Below are 18,864 nucleotides of genomic sequence, written 5' to 3'. Positions count from 1 at the left end.
TCAGGCGCCGCCGGGGTGTTCGGCGGTGACGGCCGCGCTCTCGGTGAGCATGCGGGTGATCTCGACCCGCTTGACCTTCCAGGTGGAGGTCATCGGCAGCTCGTCGAACCGCCACTGCCGCGGGTCGGCCATCGCGGGCAGGTCGGTGGTGGCCTCCCGCCAGCGCCGCAGGTCGAGGGGCTGTTCGCCCCGGACGCAGACCACCGGCACCGGCTCCCGGTCGATGCCGGGCACGATGACGATCTCGCGCAGTTCGTCGAGGCGGGACATCAGCGTGTCCTCGATCTCCAGATTGCTGTGCACGGAGTCGATCTGGTCGATCTCACGGTCGATCAGATACAGGGCGCCCCACCGGTTCCGGTAGCCCATGTCGCCCATCTGCCACCAGCCGCGGCCGAGTTGACGGTCGTACTGCTCCTGGGCGCCGAGGTAGGTGAGGATCCGGCCCCTGGTGCGGGCCTCGATCCGGCCGGGTGTCCCGGGCGGGGTGCGCCGTCCCGCGCTGTCGGCGACCCTGACCCGGGTGAAGCCGGGTATGCCGATGCCGACGCGGCGGCCGTCCGCCCGGGCCGCACTGCGGCGCGTGTACCACTGGAAGGCGACCGGGCCCGTCTCGCTCTGCCCGTAGAGCTGCGTCAGCCAGGGCGAGCGCCGGTTCGACGCGCCGAGCAGCCGCTGCACGGTGCGCGGGTGGATCGCGTCGAAGGTGCTGCCGTACGAGCGGACGCGGGCCAGCGGGGCGCCGGGCGCGTCGGCCAACTCCTCCCACAGCACGAAGGTGTTGGGGTGGGTCTCGACGATGCCGGGCCGGTGCCGGGCGAGCAGCGGACCGGCCGCCGCGGGCTCGGGATCGGTGATGAACAGCAGCGGGCTGCCGAAGTGCAGCAGGACGCCGAGCAGATGGTAGAAGCGCGAGTGCACGAAGGACATGTGCAGCGCCGCCGTCTCGCCGCGGGTCGGCCAGCCCATGGCCTTCTGCGGGACGAGCCGGTTCCACATGGTGTTCGCGCAGTGCACGGCGAGCTTGGGCACACCGGTCGTGCCCGAACTGTGGGTGATGAGCGCCGGTTCGCGGGGGTGGAGCCGGACGGGTGCGTGGGGTGGGGCGCCGGCGTACTTGTCCAGCGGGACGGCTCCGGGTGCGTCGTCCACGCCGAGCGTCTGCCGTACGAGGTCGGCGACCCCGATGTCCCGGAGCGGACCGGTGAGTTTCGCCCGGTCCGTGATCAGCCACGGTTCGTGCAGCCGCTTCAGGAGCTGCCCGACGACGTGACCCTGCAGGCCCGGTGAGAGCAGCACGGGGACGGCGCCGATCCGGGAGACGGCGCAGGTCAGCAGGACGATGTCGACGTTGTCCGTCTTGTGGACGACGACCTGCTCGGAGGGTCGGACACCGGCTTCCCACAGCCGTCCGGACAGTTCCTCGACCAGGGTGGCCAGGACCGGATAGCTGAGGTCGAGCCCGAGGTCGGGGTTGACGTCCAGCGGGCGGTCCAGGGTGACCGGGACGGCTCCGTGCCGGTCGGCGGCCTGCTGGAACATCGGGCCCAGATAGAACCCACGATCGGAGAGCAGGGGCTGCGGTTGTCGCATGGGCCCTTTCCTTTCTGCGGTGTTCACGGTCACGGCCGCGGTCACCACGCGCCTCGGCGGACGAGGTGGCGGCGGAGTTTGCCGGTCGGGGTGCGGGGCAGTGACGGCACGACGTGGATGGTCCGGGGGGCCTTGAAGGCGGCGAGGTGCTCGCGGGCCAGCGAGATGAGTTCGGCCTGCAGGTCGGCCTTGGTCGCCGCGAAGGTCGGGGCGGCGGTGGCCGCGACGCCGATGACGACATAGGCCCGCAGGGCGGTGGCGCCGCGCTCGTCGGTGACAGCCGCGACCGCGACCTCGCGTACCGCAGGATGCTTCCGCAGCACCGCCTCCACCTCCAGCGGCGAGACGGTGATGCCGCCTACCAGCTCCATGTCGTCGGTGCGGCCCAAGTGCCGGTAGGTGCCGTCCGGTTCGCGCCGCGCGCGATCCCGGGTGTTCAGCCAGCCGTCGACGAGGACGCGGTCCGTCTCCCCGGGCAGGTTCAGATAGCCGGGCGTCAACGTCGGTCCCCGGACCCAGAGTTCGCCCTCCGAGCCGTCCGGCACCGGGTGGCCCGCGCGGTCCCGCAGTTCCAGTTCGAAGCCCGGGACCGGACGGCCGACGGTGCCCGGGGTGTTGGCGTCGAGGCTGTTGGCGCAGAAGGCGTGCCCGGCCTCGGTGGAACCGATCTGTTCCAGTACGGGCGCGCCGAGCAGTTCGCTGACGCGCTCGCCGAGTCCGGCGGGCATGCCCTCGCCGGCCGAGACCGCGGCGCGTACGGAGGCGAAACAGGCGGCGTGCCCGTCGGCCCGGTCGGCCACCAGGGCGGCGTACGCCGACGGTACGGAGTAGAGCAGGGTCACCCGGTGACGGGCGACGAGTTCGTCCACCGCGGCGGGTGAGGGTCGCCGGTCGACCAGTACGGCGGAGGATCCCGAGAAGAGCGGGAAGGCGAACGCGTTGCCGAAGCCGTACGCGAAGAACAGTTTCGACACCGAGAGGGTGATGTCGTCCGGGGTGATCCGCAGCAGCCGGTCGCCGATGAGCTCGTGGTACGTGCCGGGGTCGCCGTGGCAGTGCACGACTCCCTTGGGGGTGCCGGTCGTGCCCGAGGTGTACTGGATGTAGAGCGGGGTTCGCGGCCCGGCCGGGTGGGCAGTTGTGGTCGGCGGCGCGCTGCCGGTGAGTGCGACGAGCTGGTCGGCACCGAGCCGTGCCCGCCCGGCGAACCGGTCCTCGAGACCCGGCCCGGTCACGCACAGCGCGGCTCCGGCGTTCTCGGCCATGAACGCGTGCTCGGCCGGGGGCAGTTCGGGATTGACCAGTACCGCGACCGCTCCGAGCCGGGCGGTGGCGAGGAAGGCCGTCACCCAGGCGAGGGAGTCGGGCAGCGCGAGCAGGACCCGGTCGCCGGGGCGGACGCCGTGGTCGGCCAGCACGCCGGCGGCGCGGGCCGCGAGGTCGTGCACCTCGCCGTGGGTCCAGGCCCGGTGGCCCTGGTGGAAGGCGGGCCGATCGGTCCAGCCCCGCCGCTCGGCCAGCGCGGCAAGCGCGGATGCCAGATTCCCGGCCTCGGTGTCCGTGGGGCCGGTCGTGTCGGTGGGGCTGAAGGTGGCACGCGGGGTCACCTGACCGGCTCCCTTACGGGAACAGCCGCGGCGGCCGTGGCCTCGTGGTGGGCGCGCAGCTGGGCGGCGGTCTTCAGCAGCATCTCGTCGTACTCCGCCTGCGGGTCGGAGCCGAGGACGATGGCGCCGCCCGCGCCCAGGTGCATCCGGCCGTCGGTGAAGACGGCGGTGCGGATGACGATGCTGAGATCGGCTCCGCCACTGCAGCCGAGGTAGCCGACGGCGCCGGAGTACACACCGCGGGCCTCCGTCTCCAGCGCGTCGATGATCTCCATCGTGCGCAGCTTCGGCGCCCCGGTCATCGAGCCGCCGGGGAAGCAGGCGCGTACGCAGTCCACCGCGTCGGTGCTTTCGCGGAGCCTGCCCTCGACGGTGGAGACGAGCTGGTGCACGGTGGCGTACGTCTCGGTGGCCATCAGTCGCGGAACCCTGACCGTGCCGGTCTCGCAGACCCGGCCGAGGTCGTTGCGGAGCAGGTCGACGATCATCAGGTTCTCGGCGCGGGTCTTGGCGTCCGCGGCGAGCGAGTCCCGCAGCCGGTCGTCCTCCTCCGGGCGGCTGTCGCGGGGTGCGGTGCCCTTGATGGGCTTGGCCTCGGCGACACCGTCCCGGGTGATGCGCAGGAACCGCTCGGGGGACGCGCCGGCCACGCACACGTCACCGAACTTCAGGAAGGCCGCGTACGGTGCCGGGTTGATGCGCCGCAGCACCCGGTAGTAGGCCAACGGGTCGGGCGGCGCGGGTAACTTGGCGGCGTTGGTGAGGCAGATCTCGTAGCTCGTCCCGGCGTTGAGCTCGCGTCGGCAGGCCTCGATGTCGGCGAGGTAGGTCGCACGGTCGCGGGTGAGCCAGGGTTCGGCGCCGCGGAGGCTGGGCTCGGACACGGACGGCGCGGTGATGGCGGGCCCGGCCGGCGGCACGAAGCTGAGCTGTGCCACCGCGCTGTCCAGCCAGTCGGCGGCGTCCCGCGCTCCCTGGGGGGTGTTCTCGGCCAGGCAGACGGCGTAGGTGAATCCGTCGCGGTGGTCCACGGCGATCAGCCGGTCGGCGAAGAGCCAGCAGGCGTCCGGGGTCTCGGCCCGGTGGCGGTTCGGCGAGCCGCAGTCGGCCTTCAGTTCGTAGCCGAAGTAGCCGACATAGCCGCCGGTGAAGTCGAAGGGTAACTCGTCGGCGTCCACCTGACGGGTCGCCAACTGCCGCTTCAGATAGTCGAAGACGCTCGCCCGGACCTTGCGCGGGGGCCGCCCGGACCGCTCGATCTCACAGACGCCGGCCTCGACGTCGTAGCGCACGAACTCGGCCAGCGGCCCCGTGCCGTCGCCGAAGAACGAGAAGCGGGACTGCCCCTCCTCGACCCGGGAACTGTCCAGCCAGAACGCTCTGGGCGCCTCGGCGCACATCCGGGTGAAGGCCGTCTCGGCGTCCACGGCGGTCGCGATCCTGCGGCTGTGCAGCCGGTGGCCGGCGGGCGCGGTCCGCCGCGGTCGGGGCACGAATGCCGACGCGGTGCTGTCGGTACGGGCTCCCTGCGTACGGGGTTCCTGCGTACGGGCTCCCTGCGTACGGGGCTTGCGTATACGGGACTTGGCCAGGCGGACCGGGTGGGGCCGGGCCGCGGTGAGGCTCCGGAAGTTCAGGAACAGCCGGTGGCCGTACTCGGTGAGGACGGACTCGGGGTGGAACTGCACGCCCCACAGCGGACGGGTGCGGTGCCGCAGCCCCATCAGTACGCCGTCCTCGGACCAGGCGGTGCCCTTGAGACTCGCGGGCAGCGGCTCCCGCACGGCCAGCGAGTGATAGCGGACCGCGGTGAAGTCCTGCGGCAGCCCGCGGAACAGGTCCTCGCCGTTGTGCCGGATTCTGGAGAGATGCCCGTGCCGGGGCTGCGGTGCGGCCGTCACCCGGGCGTGTTCGCCGGCCGCGATGCCCTGGTGGCCGAGGCAGACACCCAGGACGGGTATCCCGGACTCGGCGAGCACGCCGGCGCTGATCCCGAAGTCGCGCACCCGACCGGGGTGTCCGGGCCCGGGTGACACCACCACATTGTCGAACTCCCGAAGATCCGGAAGTCCGTCGGCCGAGGCGTCGTTGAGGATCACCACCGGCTCCTCGCCATTGACCTCGGCAATCAGCTGGAACAGGTTGTACGTGTACGAGTCGTAGTTGTCGATGAGCAGGGTCTTCACCCGCCCACCCCCCTTTATTGTCGTTCTCAGCCTTGTGCGGCCCGCCTTTTGTGCCGTCCACGCATCGCCTGGAGGGGCGGATACAGCCATTTCTTGAAGAAACGCTGAAGTCGCGGCATGAGGATCCACGTGACAATGGCCGTGACGGCCAGACACAGCAGCAGAGTACGGATGAGAGGATTGAGGCTGCCGAGATAAGGAAGTATCGCCAAATTGAATACGAGCACCGGAGGGAAGACCGCGCTCATATTCACGAACCATAACTTCCACTTCGGCGGCGGACGCGGGGCCGCAGCGGTCGCGGACGCGGCTTCGGCCTGGGAGTCGAACCAGGCCCTGGAGCCCTGCACGGTCCGCCGACCGGTCTCCCGGGCGAGCTTCTCCCCACCGGCCTGCCACTGCGCCCGCTCGGCCGAGCCTTCCCAGGCCAGGGCGGAACCCTCGCTGATGAAGCGGTAAACCACATGCCACTCCGCCTCTCCGTCGACGAGCACGCCACCGCCGAGAAAGCCCGGCTGCTGCGCGCCGGCCCGCAGCACACCCCACCCCCAGGAGTGGAACTCGGCCTCACGGCCCGGTACCACTCGATACGCGACGGTGACGGTAACGGGATTCCTGGTCACGCCCTTGAATACGGAAAGAGAAGGCTTGCCGTTCAACTCTCAACAGAGCTTTTGCACGCAGCCTGGAAATCGGCCCTTTGTCACCCTTCTACCCGCCTTGACATCTTTTGCCACACGATACTTCGGGTAACATTCTCGAATTCCCGGAATCGCTTGCCGGATTCCCGAACAAAGCGGAAAATGACCCGCGAGGTAATCGACCGGGCACGCACCGAGATCGAACCGGCCCGAAAAGAAGTGACCGCCCACTCGATTTACCAGTTGATACGTCGCAGGTAGAAGCGGGATACGCCCAAACATGACAAAGGGCCCCGACCAGGCCATAAGACCAGGTCGGGGCCCTACCAGCGATGCCGCCCGGCCGAGCCTCAGCCCTCGTCCGGCGTCAGCCGCAGCGAGATCGAGTTGATGCAGTACCGCTGATCGGTCGGCGTCGCATACCCCTCCCCCTCGAACACGTGCCCAAGATGCGACCCGCACCGAGCGCACCGCACCTCGGTCCGCAGCATCCCGTGCGAGCGGTCCTCGATCAGTTCGACCGCGTCGGAGTCCTTCGGGTCGAAGAAGCTCGGCCAGCCGCAGTGCGACTCGAACTTCTCGGTGGAGGTGAAGAGTTCGGCGCCGCAGGCGCGGCAGGAGTACACGCCCTTGGTCTTGGTGTCGGTGTACTCGCCGGTGAACGCCGGCTCCGTGCCCGCCTTGCGCAGGACCGCGTACTCCGCCGGGGTCAGCTCCGTCTGCCACTGCTCGTCCGGCTTTTCGATGTCGTACGACATGAAGCTCAACCCCTCACAACAGGTACGGCTACTTCGACAGGCGGGTCAGGATCTCGGGGCCGAGGTCCGTCACATCACCCGCGCCCATGGTGAGAACGAGATCACCCGGCCCGGCCATTCCCGCGACCGCCTCAGGAACCTCCGCCTTGTCGTGGACGTGCGTCACATCGGCGCCCGTCGCGCGCGCCGCGTCGATGATCAGCGCGCTCGTCACGCCCGGGACCGGGTCCTCGCGGGCCGGGTAGATGTCGAGGACCACCGAGGCGTCCGCCAGGGCCAGGGCCTCGCCCATCTCCTTGCCGAGCTCCTGGGTGCGCGAGAAGAGGTGGGGCTGGAAGACGACCAGGATGCGCGAGTCGCCCGCGGCCGCCCGCATCGCCTCCAGGTCGGCGGTCATCTCGGTCGGGTGGTGCGCGTACGAGTCGATGACCTGCACGCCCGCCGCCTCACCCTTCAGCTGGAGGCGGCGCTTCACGCCCGTGTACGACGCCAGGGCCGGAGCCAGTTCCGCCGCCGGGACACCGAGCGCCACGCCCGCCGCCAGCGCCGCCACCGCGTTGTTGGCGTAGTGCCGGCCCGGGACCGAGACCGTGAACGTCAGCGAGTCGCCGTCGAGCAGGACGGTGACCTCGCTCTTCAGGCCCTGGGGGACAACGGACACCACTCGTACGTCCGCGTCCTCCGATTCGCCGTACGTCACCACCCGCACGTCACAGGCCGTGACGCGGCGCGTCAGCTCCCGCGCGCCCTCCTGGTCCGCCGAGATCACCAGCGTGCCGCCCTCGGTGATCCGGTCCGCGAACGTCTCGAAGGACTCGTAGATCTCGTCCATGGACGCGTAGTTGGCGTGGTGGTCCAGTTCCACGTTCAGCACGATCGCCACCTCGGGCGCGTACTTGTGGAAACTGCGGTCCGACTCGTCGGCCTCGGCCACGAAGATGTCGCCCTCGCCGTGCAGGGCGTTGGAACCGGGGACGTCGAGGTCGCCGCCGATCGCGTACGAGGGATCGAGGCCCAGGGTCGACAGCGACACCGCCAGCATGGACGTCGTCGTGGTCTTGCCGTGGGTGCCCGCGACCGCGATCGGGCGCAGGCCGTCCATCAGGCGGGCGAGGGCGTCCGAGCGGTGGACGACCGGGATGCCGAGTTCGGCGGCGCGGGCCAGCTCCGGGTTGTCCGCGCGGATCGCCGAGGAGACCACCACGCAGGTCGCGTCCGACGCCAGGTGGTCCGCCGCGTGCCCGATGTGGACCGTCGCCCCCAGCGCGCGCAGGGCCTCGGCGGTAGCGGACTCCTTGGCATCGCTGCCCGCCACCTTGGCCCCACGCTGCGCGAGGATCTTCGCGATCCCCGACATTCCGGCGCCGCCGATGCCGATGAAGTGCGGTCGGTCCATGGCGGTAGGAATGCCGGGTGCCATGCGTGTTTCTCCCAAGATCCGATACGACGACGACTGGCGCTCATGGGTGAAGAGCGCCGCCCCAGCCTATTCCGTGCTGTGGTGCGCCCGCGCCCCGCAGGGGCGCGGGGCTGTGACATATGCGGTTCCGCCGGGTGGGCGCGACCAGCCACGAACCGGCCGACAGCCGACAACCGTCACCAGCCCCACGGTCCAACCCGACGGAGAGCTACGCCTTGCTGTGCGAGAACAGTTTCAGCACCGGCACCCCCACCTTGTGGCGCGCCCGCGAGGCCCAGTCGCGGTGGAAGAACTCCTCCACGTAGTGGGGATCGGTCAGCACGATGACCTCGTCCGCGCCGATCTCGTCGACCAGGGCCTTGAGCGCGTCCAGCGGGTGGTCCTCGATGAGCCGCCCCTCGGCCTCGTTGCCGGACGAGCGCAGGGCCACCAGCGACACGTCCAGGGCCTGCTGCCCCTGACCGGCCGCATCCTCGCCCTCCGGTGTCCGGCCCTCGCGGGCCGCCTCGTCCAGTTCGCCGAGCGCCACGTCGTCGATGGCCCGCAGCAACCGGTCCGCCTGCTCGCCGCGGGGCTGGAGCAGTACGTGGAAGGCGACCTCCTCGTCACCGTGCAAGGTGGTGACGAACTCCACGTCGGCGGACGTCAGGGCCTTCTCGATCATCAATACGCTTGTGAACACGACAGGCGTCCTTCTCCTCCGTGGGCCGTCCGTAGGCCCCTGCGGAAACCATCCTGCCCCGTGACCGCACGGGGGCTGCGAGATTTAGTGTGCCCAGCGGGGGGCAACCGGAACGGGTGATTCCGCCTGTCTGCGTACCGGCTGCACACCATCTGTGTCACCTGTGTGCCGGCCGTCCGTCAGATCCGACGGTAACGGCTGAAGAGGAACCCGGCCTCCTCCAGCAGCGAGGTCAGTTCGAACCGGCTGGGCACCGCCACCGCCGGGCCGCCCGCGATGCGCTGCGCGTCGCCTGCCGTGAGCATCGGGGACACCGTCAGACAGAGCTCGTCGAGGACCCCGGCCGCGACCAGCTGGCCGAGCAGCCGGGGCCCGCCCTCGGTGAGCAGGCGGCGCATACCGCGCTCGGCGAGGGCACGCACGGCCCGCGCGGGGTCCACGCCCATGCCGTCCCCGGCGATCACGACCTGGGCGCCGGCCTTCTCGGCGGTGGCGATCCGGTCGGGGGCCGCGGCGGCGCCGGTCAGCACCAGCGTGGGAACCAGGGGCGAGGTGAAGAGCGGAAGCGAGAAGTCCAGTTCGAGGCTCGCACTCACCACCGCGATCGCGGGCGCCGGCCCCTGCCCCGCCGCCGCCCGGAGAGCGGCGAAGTCCGCGCGCTCGCGTGCCGGGCGGTAACCCTCCTGGCGTACCGTTTCCGCACCGACCACCACGACGTCCGCGAGCCCCCGCAGCGTGCCGAAGATCCGCATGTCGGCGGTGCTGGAGATGGGCTGCGAACGCCCGTCGTGCTGGGCGGCCCCGTCGAGCGTGGAGACCATGTTGGCCCGCAGCCAGGGCTCACCCCCCGAGGATGCCGAGGGATAGGCGTACGCCTCCGCCAGCTCCTCCAAGCTCCACTCACGGTCCGTACCCGCCGTACCGGGGGTCTCTCCCGAGGTCCCGCCGGGGGCCCCGCCCGGGGTCCGGGCCGAGGTCCGGGCCGCTGTCTCGTCCGTCACAGGGAACAGGCGTCGCATGCCGTGCAGTCTGGCACGAGCCGTAGAGTGGGGAACCGTGTCCACCTCCACCACCGCCTCCGGAACCGGCCCGATAGCCGACGCGACTCCGCTGTCCCTGTGCGAGCGCGAGCCGCACGTCCCCGCGGACCGGCTGGTCGCCGAGATGGTGCCGCCGCCGCGCTTCGACTCGGTCCGCTTCGCCACGTACATCCCGGACCCGAACCAGCCCAGCCAGACCGAGGCCGTACGCGTCCTGGACCGCTTCGCGGCAGGGCTCGGAGGGGCACCCGCCACCGGCTCCGGCAAGCGCGGTTTCCTCGGGTTCGGCGGCAAGAAGGCCGCCAAGGTCCCGGCCGGTCCGCGCGGGGTCTACCTCGACGGTGGTTACGGCGTCGGCAAGACACACCTGCTCGCCTCCCTGTGGCACGCGACCCCGGCGGAACCCGCCCTCAAGGCCTTCGGCACGTTCGTGGAGCTGACGAACCTGGTCGGCGCGCTCGGCTTCCAGAAGACCGTGCAGACGCTCGGCGGCCACCGGCTGCTGTGCATCGACGAGTTCGAGCTCGACGACCCCGGCGACACCGTCCTCGTGTCCAGCCTGCTCGGCAGGCTGGTCGACGCGGGTGTGGCGCTCGCCGCGACCTCCAACACGCTGCCGGGCAAGCTCGGCGAGGGCCGTTTCGCCTCGGCCGACTTCCTGCGCGAGATCCAGGGCCTGTCGGCGCACTTCCGCGCGCTGCGCATCGACGGCGAGGACTACCGCCACCGCGGGCTGCCCGAGGCCCCCGCGCCGTACTCCGACGAGCAGGTCACCAGGGCCGCGTACGCCGCCCCGGGCGCCTCGCTCGACGACTTCCCGCATCTGCTCGACCATCTGGCCCGGGTGCACCCCAGCCGGTACGGCGCGCTGACCGACGGGATCAGCGCGGTGTGCCTCACGGACGTGCGGCCGGTCCCGGACCAGTCCACCGCGCTGCGGCTCGTCGTCCTCGCCGACCGGCTGTACGACCGCGAGGTCCCGGTGCTCTCCTCGGGGCTGCCGTTCGACCGGCTCTTCAGCGAGGAGATGCTGGGCGGCGGGTACCGCAAGAAGTACTTCCGGGCGATTTCCCGGCTCACGGCGCTGGCGCGCGACGCGAGGCCCCTGGTGAAGAGCTGACCACCGGTAACACCTTTTTTCGGCCCGATTCCGGACCCCTTCAGGTGGTCTTCGGCCCTCTTCAGGCTCTCTTCAGGGTGAAACGTTAAGTTAACCCTGCAAACAACTTGCCGCGTTAACGTGGTTGTTGACGTGAAGAGCCTTGACCAGAAGACGGCCGAGAGGAGGCACATGTTACGAGGCAAGACGGCCCGGACAGTGCTCACCGTTCTCGCCGCCGTCCTCCTGGCCCTGCAACTCTTTGCCCCCACAGCAACGTTCGCGTCCGCGCACACGTTCCATGTTTCGTCCACCGAGAGCGACGCCGAGTTCATCACCTGCGGCAAGTCCGCGCACTCGAACGGACCGGCCGGTCCCTTGCGGACACTCGACCGGAACCGCGTCGTGGATCACGTCCCCCAGACACCCGCGCGTGCCTTGCTGTGCAAGGACCCGGCGGGCCACCACGAGGATCCGTCACACATCGCGGCCGCACCGTCGCATCACCGCACGACGAGATCCTCGGCAGCACACGCCACAGCGGCGCTCCAGGTCTTTCGATGCTGAACTGACCTTCGGGCACGCCCAGACATCGACCTACCCTCACCACGCCACGTCCGCCGAGCGCGTTGACGTGGGGTCATGTCGCCGTACCCGCATGCGCTCCGTTTTGTAAGCCGACGCGCCCTCACGCGCGCCAGGAGGAACTGACACATGCAGCCCCTCATCGATCACGCACGCTCCTTCCGCGAGCAGTCAGCCGCTCGCCCGGAGGAGCTCGCCCGCCTCGCCGAAGGCCAGTCCCCGCAGGTGCTCTTCATCACCTGCTCCGACTCGCGGGTCGTCCCCGCGCTGATCACCGGAGCCCGGCCCGGTGAACTCTTCGAGCTCCGCACCGCGGGCAACATCGTCCCCCCGTACGTCTCCGAACAGCCCACCGGCGAAGCGGCCACCATCGAGTACGCGGTGGAGGTGCTCGGCGTCACCGACGTGGTCGTCTGCGGCCACTCCCACTGCGGCGCCGTCGGCGCGCTGGTGCGCGGCGACGACCTGACCGCCGTACCCGCCGTACGCGACTGGCTCAACCACTCGACTCCCCGCCCCCAAGGGGCTGTTGAGGACCCGACCGTCACCGACGCCGTGCAGAGCCACATACTCGCCCAGCTGCTGCGGCTCCGCTCGTACCCCTGCGTCGAGAAGCGGCTGGCCGACGGCCGGCTGCGGTTGCGCGGCTGGTTCTACGAGGTGCACACCGGCACCGTGCTCGCGCACGACGTGCGGTCCGACTCCTTCGAGGAGCTGTGAGCGGCCCCGTGAACGACACCGTGAACACTTCCGAGGACACTCCCCCCAGCCGAATGAAGCTCCCCCACATGAAGTTTCCGTACCTGAAGCAGGACTTCGCCGCCTCGCTCGTCGTCTTCCTCGTCGCCCTGCCGCTGTGTGTGGGCGTCGCGGTGGCCTCCGGGGTGCCCGCCGAACTCGGCCTGATCACCGGCATCGTGGGCGGTCTCGTCACCGGCCTGATGCGCGGCAGCAGCCTCCAGGTCTCCGGCCCCGCCGCGGGTCTGACCGTGCTGGTCTTCGAGGCCGTGCGCGAGTACGGGCTGCCCGTGCTCGGGGTCATCGTGCTGGCCACGGGTGTCATCCAACTCCTCATGGGCGCCCTGAAGTTGGGGCGCTACTTCCGGGCCATCTCGGTGGCCGTCGTCGAGGGCATGCTGGCCGGGATCGGGCTCGTCCTGATCGCGGGACAGCTCTACTCGATGGCGGGCCTGGAGGCCCCGGCCTCGGGTCTGGGCAAGCTGACCGGGCTGCCGGGGCTGGTCGCCGACGCCGCCGGGTCCACCGAGGCACTGGCCTCGATCGGGCTCGGGGCCGGCACCATCGCCGTACTCGTACTGTGGAAGCACCTCCCGAAGCAGGTCCGTACGGTGCCGGGGGCGCTCGGCGCGGTCGCGCTCGCCACGTTCGTGACCCTGGCGTTCAGCCTGCCGGTCGCCACCGTCGAGGTACAGGGGCTGCTCGGTTCGATCCAGCTGCCGGGGCTCGAAGCCGCCGGTGAACTGGCGAGCCTGAGTGTGCTCGGCACGGTCCTGGCCTTCGTGCTGATCGCCTCGGCGGAGTCGCTTTTCAGCGCCGCCGCGGTGGACCGGCTGCACGACGGACCGCGGACCGAGTACGACAAGGAACTGATGGCGCAGGGCGCGGGCAACACGGTCTGCGGGATGCTCGGCGCGCTGCCGATGACCGCCGTGATCGTGCGCAGCTCGGCGAACGTGCAGGCGGGCGCACGGACGAAGGCGTCCCGGGTGCTGCACGGCGTATGGCTGCTGCTGTTCGCGGCGCTGCTGCCGTCCGTGCTCGCCTACATTCCGCTGCCGGCCCTCGCGGGCATCCTGGTGCACGCGGGCTGGAAGCTGATCCCGCTGCGCGAGATCGCGTCGATGTGGCGCGAGCACCGGGGCGAGGCGCTGATCCTCGTCGTCACCGCCGTGTCGATCATCGCGATCAGCATGTTCGAGGGTGTCCTGATCGGCCTCGCGCTGGCCGTCGTCAAGACGGCCTGGGAGGCCTCGCACATCAAGCTGGAGGTCATAGACAAGGGAGCGGGACCCGTGCAGGCGTACCTGTCCGGCAACGCCACCTTCCTGCGGCTGCCGAAAATACTCGACGACCTGGAGGCGCTGCCCCAGGACCGGCCGGTCGAGCTGAACCTGTCGGGCCTGCACCACCTGGACCACGCGTGCCGGACCGCCCTGGAGAACTGGGCCGAGCGGCACAGCTCGACGGGGACGGAGCCGGTGCGGATGACGTCCGCCACTGGAGCCGCCTCCTGAGCCGGCTTCCTGAGCAGGTCACCCAGGTCGCCTTCCTGAGAGGTACCTGAAAGGTAGGGGCACGTCGGTGGCGCCGCTGTGACAGGGCGCCACCTACGTGCCCCGCTCTGCGACACGGTCGTGCGGCGGGCCGGGACCCAACTCCCCGGCCATGCGGGTCATCTGACGAACCGTGAGAACGCCACGCTACGCGCGTGGTTCACGTGTTCCGGACCGCGTGATACACACAGGCGGGTCACATTCTCCTGTCCGCCAACAGGAAGGTCGCCCCATGTCCGCAACACGACGCGAGGTACTCGCCCGCTCCGGAGCCCTGGGGGTGGGGATCGCCTTCACCGGGGCCCTGTCCGAGCTCTTCACGGGTACGGCCGCCGCACTGGGCCACTCCGGATACGGCCCTCTGGTCCCCGACCCCGACGGCCTGCTGGACCTACCGGAAGGTTTCCGCTACCGGGTGCTGTCCCGCGAGGGCGACCCGCTCCTCTCCGGCGAGGGCCGGGTGCCCAGCAACCACGACGGCATGGCCGCGTTCGCCGGGTCCGGGCGTTCCGGGGACTCCGGGGGCAGACACGGCCGGGTCCACCTCGTCCGCAACCACGAGAACCGCAACACCGGCCGCATCCCGGTCCCCACGGTCAAAGGGCTCACGTACGACCCGATGGGCAAGGGCGGCTGTACGACGCTGACGCTCGACGGGCACGGGAAAGTGATCGACGAGCGGGTCGGGATCGCCGGCACGGCGGTCAACTGTGCGGGCGGGCCCACTCCTTGGGGCACCTGGCTGACCTGTGAGGAGACCGAGGACAAGGCCGGCACGAACGGTTACACCAAGGACCACGGCTTCATCTTCGAGGTCGACCCGGTCAACCCGCACCGCACGGGTGCCGTACCCCTCACCGCCATGGGCCGTTTCCAGCACGAGGCGGTCGCCGTCGATCCCGAGCGCGGCATCGTCTACGAGACCGAGGACGCCTTCCTCAAGCCCTTCGGCCTCTTCTACCGCTTCCTGCCCGACAAGCCGAAGGGCGGCCGGGGTTCACTCCGGGCGGGCGGCAGGCTCCAGGCGATGCGCGTGCCGGGCGTACCCGACCTGTCGTCCATCCAGGAGCCGGGTGCCGGCTTCGACCGCGTCGAATGGGTGGACGTTCCGGACCCGCTGGCGGCCCAAACCCCCATCCGCCTCCAGGACTTCGGCCCCAAGGGCATCACCCACGCCCAGAAGCTGGAGGGCTGCTACTGGGGCGGCAGGTGCGTCTACTTCGTGTCGTCCTTCGCGCACAGCAGCGAGGGTTCGGCCGCCGACCACTTCGGCCAGATCTGGCGCTACGACCCGGCCGCGCGCCGGCTCACGCTGGTGATCGTCTTCGGCCCCGACACGGACGTACAGCTCCCCGGCGAGTCCCCCGACAACATCTGCCTCGCCCCCAGCGGCGGCCTGATGGTCTGCGAGGACGGCGAGGGGGCCCAGCACGTGTACGGCGTGACGCGGCGAGGCGAGGTGTACGCGATGGCCCGCAACCGGCAGAACATCGGCACGCCCGAGGCGCCCGAGTGGGGCGAGTTCGCGGGTGCCGCCTTCTCGCCCGACGGCGGAACGATGTACGTGAACTGCTACACGCCGGGGACCACGTTCGCGGTGACGGGGCCCTGGCGGCGGACCTGACCGACTCCTGCGGCCGACGGGTGGTCCACGCTCTCCGCGAGGACTGCCCGTCGGCCGCGCGTTCGGCCGGGCCCGGGCGAACGCGTCCGTAACCGAATGCCCCTGCAATCCGCTGTAATCCGCGGACAGTGCCGGACACAAACAGAGTGGGGACGCTGTCGGCACAAGGGCGGGGGATGGGTGGGGACTTGGCGGAATGGGATGAGTTCGAGGAGACCTACCGAGTCGCCTACCGGCCGGTGCTGAGGTTCCTTCTGCGACGGCTGTCGGCCGGTGACGCCGAGGACGCGGCGGCCGAGGTGTTCACGCTCGCCTGGCGTCGCTGGGGAGACCGGCGCGGGGACGACGCCCTGCCGTGGTTGTACGGGATCGCCCGTCGGGTCGCGGCGAACTCCCGCCGTACGACGGGAAGGGCCGAGCAGCTGGGCAGGCGCCTCGAACTCGCCGCCGCCGAGGAAGCGACCGAGCGCTCGGCGGAGAGGCAGGTCCTCGACCGCCTGGGCGCGGCCCGTGCACTGGCCGAACTGTCGGAGACAGACCGCGAGGTGCTGCTGCTCGTCGCCTGGGACGGTCTGGAAGCGCGTGACGCCGCGAGGGTCATGGGCCGCAGTCGTGCGGCGTTCGCCGTCCAGTTGCACCGCGCCAGGGTGCGGCTGGAACGGCAGTTGGCGCGCGGCGGGGCGGCGACGCCCGCGCCCACGGCCGCCGTGCACCGGGTGGACGCCGTGGTTTTGGAAGGGAGCGCTTCGGAGGGGAGCGCTTCGGAGGGGGATGCCCGATGAACAGGGATGTGGAACGGGTCAGGGAGTTGCTGCCGCCGGACGCCGATCCCGTCGGCGTCATGGACGGCGGCGTCGAGGAGGGACTGCCGGCGCGCGCCGAACGGGAACTCGTCCTCCTCCGCCGTACGGCCGTGGCGGACCACTCCACGCGGCTCGTCCTCGGCCCCGGACGCCGAACGCTCCTCGGCGCCGCGGTGGCCGTCATGGGCGCCGGGGTGCTCGTACTCAACGGCGGTCTGCCCCTGCCGGGAAGAGAGGGCGCGACGCCGGCGGTCGCCGTCACGCCACCCGTCCTGACGCTCTCCCCGGTGGACGGCCGGCCCGCCGACCATCTGCTCCGGCTCGCGGCCCGGGTGGAGAAGCTGCCAAAGGAGCACTCGACGGGCCCTTACCAGTACGCCAGGACGTGGGGCTGGTGGCTGAACACGGCCGGTGACGCCCCGGGCGGCGCGGCCAACGCCGCCGTACCCACCGTCGTGGAGACATGGCGACGGCCGGACGGGGCGGGCCGGCTGCTGAGCACGTACGGCAGGCCGATCTTCCCCAACCCCGAGACGGAGAAGGCCGCACGCGACGCGGGCCTGATCGCGGGCGACGGACGTACGGACGAGCGCTTCGGGCGGGGCGGATTCCCGGACCCGGAGGGTGACGCGTGGCAGAAGGTGGAGCCGTTCTCGACGGACCCGAAGAAACTCCTCAAGCAGCTGAAGCAGGTCAACTGGGAGGGCGGGCAGCTGGTCTACGGCGTGTCCGACATGCTCGGCGTCGCCGCCCGTTCGGGCCCCGTGGACCCTCGGCTGCGTGCGGCCGCGCTCCGCGTACTGGCCGGCGCCACCGGGATCAAGGTGTCCACCACGACGACATGGCAGGGCCGGCGGGCCGTGGCGGTGACCCAGGAAGAGCTGTGGAAGGAAAGCACCTCGCGACAGTCGATCCTGTTCTCCCCCGAGACCGGCGACCTCCTGGGCCACGAGGAGGCTCTCCTCGGCCATCCCCGCATGCTGAACATCCGGGTGCCCGCCACCCTGGCGGTCCAGGAGTTCCTCGCCCGAGGGTCCGTGGACACCGTGAACGAAAGGCCGTGACGCGGCGGCGAAGGCGGACTTCTCCACAGGGCCCCGCAGTCCGCACGGCGCGCCTGCGTTTGGAGCCGCGACTGGCGCTCAGGCAGTGGGGAGGTGGTCCGGGAGGGGGACGGCGTACCGCGGGTCGCGGTTCGCGGTGATGCGGGCGTGGCGCAGGAGCTCACGGATGATGCCCGCGTTGCCCATGGCCCAGCCGGTGGCGGGGGCGAGGTCGCTGGGTGTCTCCCGGTGTTCGAAGTTGGACCAGCGGATGCCCTCGGCGTCGGTCGTCGCGCGGGCCGCGAGGTCGGCGACGAGGATGTCGGCGAAGTCACGGCCGTCGCCGCGTTCGACCTGGCGGTCGCAGGCGAGGGCGAGGACGCCGGCGGTGCCACAGCAGCGGCCGTTGTTGTCCCAGAAGCCGGGGCGGATCCGTTGTGGGATGCCGGAGTTGACGACTGTGTGCCAGCAGCGGTCGGCGAGGGCGGGCCAGGCGGGATCGTCGGGCAGGACGTGGGTCAGCAGACGGAACGCCTGGGCGTCGCCGGCCGGGCCGTGGCACCAGCCGTAGTTGTGGCGTCCGATCTTCTCGTGCTGCTGTTGCGGGTCGGAGTGCGCGACGAGGAAGCCGTCCGGGCCGGCTTCGTCACGGGAGACGACATCGGCGGCTCCGGCCACCGCGAGGTCGACGAGGTCGGGGCGGCCGGCGGCCCGGCCGACGGCAGCGAGCGCGTAGACGATGCCGAGGGTGCCGTGCGACATGTGGTGCAGGCGGGGCACCGCGCCGGCCCGGATCTCCCACTGAACGCCGGCAGTGGTGGGCTCGGCAGTGCGTGCGTAGCGGTCGACGGCCAGCTGGGCGAGGTCGAGATCGCCGCACTCCAGCGCGGCGAGCGCTATGCCGGCGTTGCCGGCTATCAGTTCGAAGTAGTCGTTCCACCCTGCGCCGTCGTAGCGGGATCGCAGGACGTCCAGAGCACGGTCGGCGGACGCCCCCGCCGCGGTGTCACCGAGCACACGGTGTACGCCTCGCAGGGCGACAGCCATGCCGGCCACTCCCGTGTAGAGGCCGCTGTCCGCCCAGTCCTCGACTGCGTCAGCGACGCTGCGGACACCACGCAGAGCCATGTCCGCGTACCGGTCGTCGGCGAAGTACCGCCATGCGTCGAGGAGAGCCGGCAGCACCCCCGAACTTCCGCTGTACAGGTCTGGCGTGACCTGGTCGTCGGCGAGAGTGTTCGGCCAGGCCACCCCGTCCACCCCGTCATCGATGTCCCGCGCAGCCTTCATCAGCCACTCAAGGGCCCCGACGGCAAGCGACTCCGCGTCATCCGCTGCACCAGTGATCATCGGCCCAGCGTTCCACAGAGTCGGGCCGCCCCACGAACCACATCAAGCGGTCTCCGGTTGAGAGACAAGCACTGATTCATCACCGCCGCTGCTCAAAGCGATCGGATTCTTTTGTTGGACGGTTAAAACGTCACCGTGG

At 70.7% G+C, this 18,864-nt stretch carries 16 protein-coding genes; 7 read left to right on the top strand and 9 right to left on the bottom strand.

Annotated features, from left to right (window positions below; all coding sequences use genetic code 11):
* The 8 genes from AB0I18_RS19420 to AB0I18_RS19385 all read right to left on the bottom strand — a co-directional run bounded on the left by AB0I18_RS19420 (position 1) and on the right by AB0I18_RS19385 (position 9,906).
* A complete protein-coding gene (locus tag AB0I18_RS19420) occupies positions 1-1,593 on the bottom strand; it encodes an AMP-binding protein (RefSeq protein ID WP_363106741.1) in 1,593 nt (530 codons plus the stop codon).
* Between the two features lie 41 nt (positions 1,594-1,634).
* Positions 1,635-3,200 (bottom strand): AMP-binding protein, encoded by a 1,566-nt coding sequence (locus tag AB0I18_RS19415; protein ID WP_363106740.1) that lies wholly within the window; start codon positions 3,198-3,200, stop codon positions 1,635-1,637.
* On the bottom strand, positions 3,197-5,386 hold the full coding sequence (gene pabB, locus AB0I18_RS19410) for an aminodeoxychorismate synthase component I (RefSeq protein WP_363106739.1): 2,190 nt from the start codon (positions 5,384-5,386) through the stop codon (positions 3,197-3,199). Before pabB ends, AB0I18_RS19415 begins: the two co-directional genes overlap by 4 nt.
* 26 nt (positions 5,387-5,412) lie before the next feature.
* Positions 5,413-6,045, bottom strand: a complete 633-nt coding sequence (locus tag AB0I18_RS19405) for an antibiotic biosynthesis monooxygenase (protein WP_363106738.1) — start codon at positions 6,043-6,045, stop codon at positions 5,413-5,415.
* Between the two features lie 332 nt (positions 6,046-6,377).
* Positions 6,378-6,785, bottom strand: coding sequence for a peptide-methionine (R)-S-oxide reductase MsrB (gene msrB, locus AB0I18_RS19400; RefSeq protein ID WP_363106737.1), 408 nt, complete (start codon positions 6,783-6,785; stop codon positions 6,378-6,380).
* Between the two features lie 28 nt (positions 6,786-6,813).
* A complete protein-coding gene (gene murC, locus AB0I18_RS19395) occupies positions 6,814-8,205 on the bottom strand; it encodes a UDP-N-acetylmuramate--L-alanine ligase (RefSeq protein ID WP_363106736.1) in 1,392 nt (463 codons plus the stop codon).
* 208 nt (positions 8,206-8,413) lie between these two features.
* Positions 8,414-8,887, bottom strand: coding sequence for an indole-3-glycerol phosphate synthase (locus AB0I18_RS19390; protein WP_363106735.1), 474 nt, complete (start codon positions 8,885-8,887; stop codon positions 8,414-8,416).
* 179 nt (positions 8,888-9,066) lie between these two features.
* Entirely contained in the window at positions 9,067-9,906 is an 840-nt protein-coding gene (locus AB0I18_RS19385; protein ID WP_363106734.1) for a pyrimidine reductase family protein, read from the bottom strand.
* A 37-nt stretch (positions 9,907-9,943) separates the two neighbouring features.
* Between AB0I18_RS19385 and zapE the strand changes: the two genes are divergently transcribed.
* The 7 genes from zapE (at position 9,944) to AB0I18_RS19350 (ending at position 17,396) form a co-directional block, all read left to right on the top strand.
* Positions 9,944-11,047, top strand: coding sequence for a cell division protein ZapE (zapE, locus tag AB0I18_RS19380; protein ID WP_363106733.1), 1,104 nt, complete (start codon positions 9,944-9,946; stop codon positions 11,045-11,047).
* 171 nt (positions 11,048-11,218) lie between these two features.
* The gene (locus AB0I18_RS19375; protein WP_363106732.1) at positions 11,219-11,593 is read left to right on the top strand and encodes a hypothetical protein; all 375 of its coding nucleotides are present in this window, start codon (positions 11,219-11,221) and stop codon (positions 11,591-11,593) included.
* A 147-nt stretch (positions 11,594-11,740) separates the two neighbouring features.
* The gene (locus tag AB0I18_RS19370) at positions 11,741-12,331 is read left to right on the top strand and encodes a carbonic anhydrase (protein WP_363106731.1); all 591 of its coding nucleotides are present in this window, start codon (positions 11,741-11,743) and stop codon (positions 12,329-12,331) included.
* A gap of 68 nt (positions 12,332-12,399) precedes the next feature.
* Positions 12,400-13,866 carry a SulP family inorganic anion transporter gene (locus tag AB0I18_RS19365; protein WP_363106730.1) on the top strand — a complete coding sequence of 489 codons (1,467 nt, stop codon included), beginning with the start codon at positions 12,400-12,402 and terminating at the stop codon, positions 13,864-13,866.
* 271 nt (positions 13,867-14,137) lie between these two features.
* Positions 14,138-15,529, top strand: coding sequence for a PhoX family protein (locus AB0I18_RS19360; protein WP_363106729.1), 1,392 nt, complete (start codon positions 14,138-14,140; stop codon positions 15,527-15,529).
* Between the two features lie 188 nt (positions 15,530-15,717).
* Positions 15,718-16,311 (top strand): sigma-70 family RNA polymerase sigma factor, encoded by a 594-nt coding sequence (locus AB0I18_RS19355; protein ID WP_363106728.1) that lies wholly within the window; start codon positions 15,718-15,720, stop codon positions 16,309-16,311.
* Entirely contained in the window at positions 16,308-17,396 is a 1,089-nt protein-coding gene (locus AB0I18_RS19350; RefSeq protein WP_363106727.1) for a CU044_5270 family protein, read from the top strand. Before AB0I18_RS19355 ends, AB0I18_RS19350 begins: the two co-directional genes overlap by 4 nt.
* 78 nt (positions 17,397-17,474) lie before the next feature.
* Here the strand turns inward: AB0I18_RS19350 and AB0I18_RS19345 are convergent, their stop codons facing one another.
* The gene (locus AB0I18_RS19345; RefSeq protein WP_363106726.1) at positions 17,475-18,725 is read right to left on the bottom strand and encodes a lanthionine synthetase LanC family protein; all 1,251 of its coding nucleotides are present in this window, start codon (positions 18,723-18,725) and stop codon (positions 17,475-17,477) included.
* Positions 18,726-18,864 lie beyond the last annotated feature (139 nt).

This window comes from Streptomyces sp. NPDC050704 (genome assembly GCF_040654355.1).
Lineage (GTDB): Bacteria > Actinomycetota > Actinomycetes > Streptomycetales > Streptomycetaceae > Streptomyces.
This window is presented reverse-complemented; position numbering and strand designations above follow the sequence as displayed.

Coding starts and splice junctions, on each gene's coding strand:
- AB0I18_RS19420 (WP_363106741.1), bottom strand. CDS start 1,593: ATGCGACAACCGCAGCCCCTGCTCTCCGATCGTGGGTTCTATCTGGGC.
- msrB (WP_363106737.1), bottom strand. CDS start 6,785: ATGTCGTACGACATCGAAAAGCCGGACGAGCAGTGGCAGACGGAGCTG.
- murC (WP_363106736.1), bottom strand. CDS start 8,205: ATGGCACCCGGCATTCCTACCGCCATGGACCGACCGCACTTCATCGGC.
- AB0I18_RS19385 (WP_363106734.1), bottom strand. CDS start 9,906: ATGCGACGCCTGTTCCCTGTGACGGACGAGACAGCGGCCCGGACCTCG.
- AB0I18_RS19375 (WP_363106732.1), top strand. CDS start 11,219: ATGTTACGAGGCAAGACGGCCCGGACAGTGCTCACCGTTCTCGCCGCC.
- AB0I18_RS19370 (WP_363106731.1), top strand. CDS start 11,741: ATGCAGCCCCTCATCGATCACGCACGCTCCTTCCGCGAGCAGTCAGCC.
- AB0I18_RS19365 (WP_363106730.1), top strand. CDS start 12,400: ATGAAGTTTCCGTACCTGAAGCAGGACTTCGCCGCCTCGCTCGTCGTC.
- AB0I18_RS19360 (WP_363106729.1), top strand. CDS start 14,138: ATGTCCGCAACACGACGCGAGGTACTCGCCCGCTCCGGAGCCCTGGGG.
- AB0I18_RS19350 (WP_363106727.1), top strand. CDS start 16,308: ATGAACAGGGATGTGGAACGGGTCAGGGAGTTGCTGCCGCCGGACGCC.
- AB0I18_RS19345 (WP_363106726.1), bottom strand. CDS start 18,725: ATGATCACTGGTGCAGCGGATGACGCGGAGTCGCTTGCCGTCGGGGCC.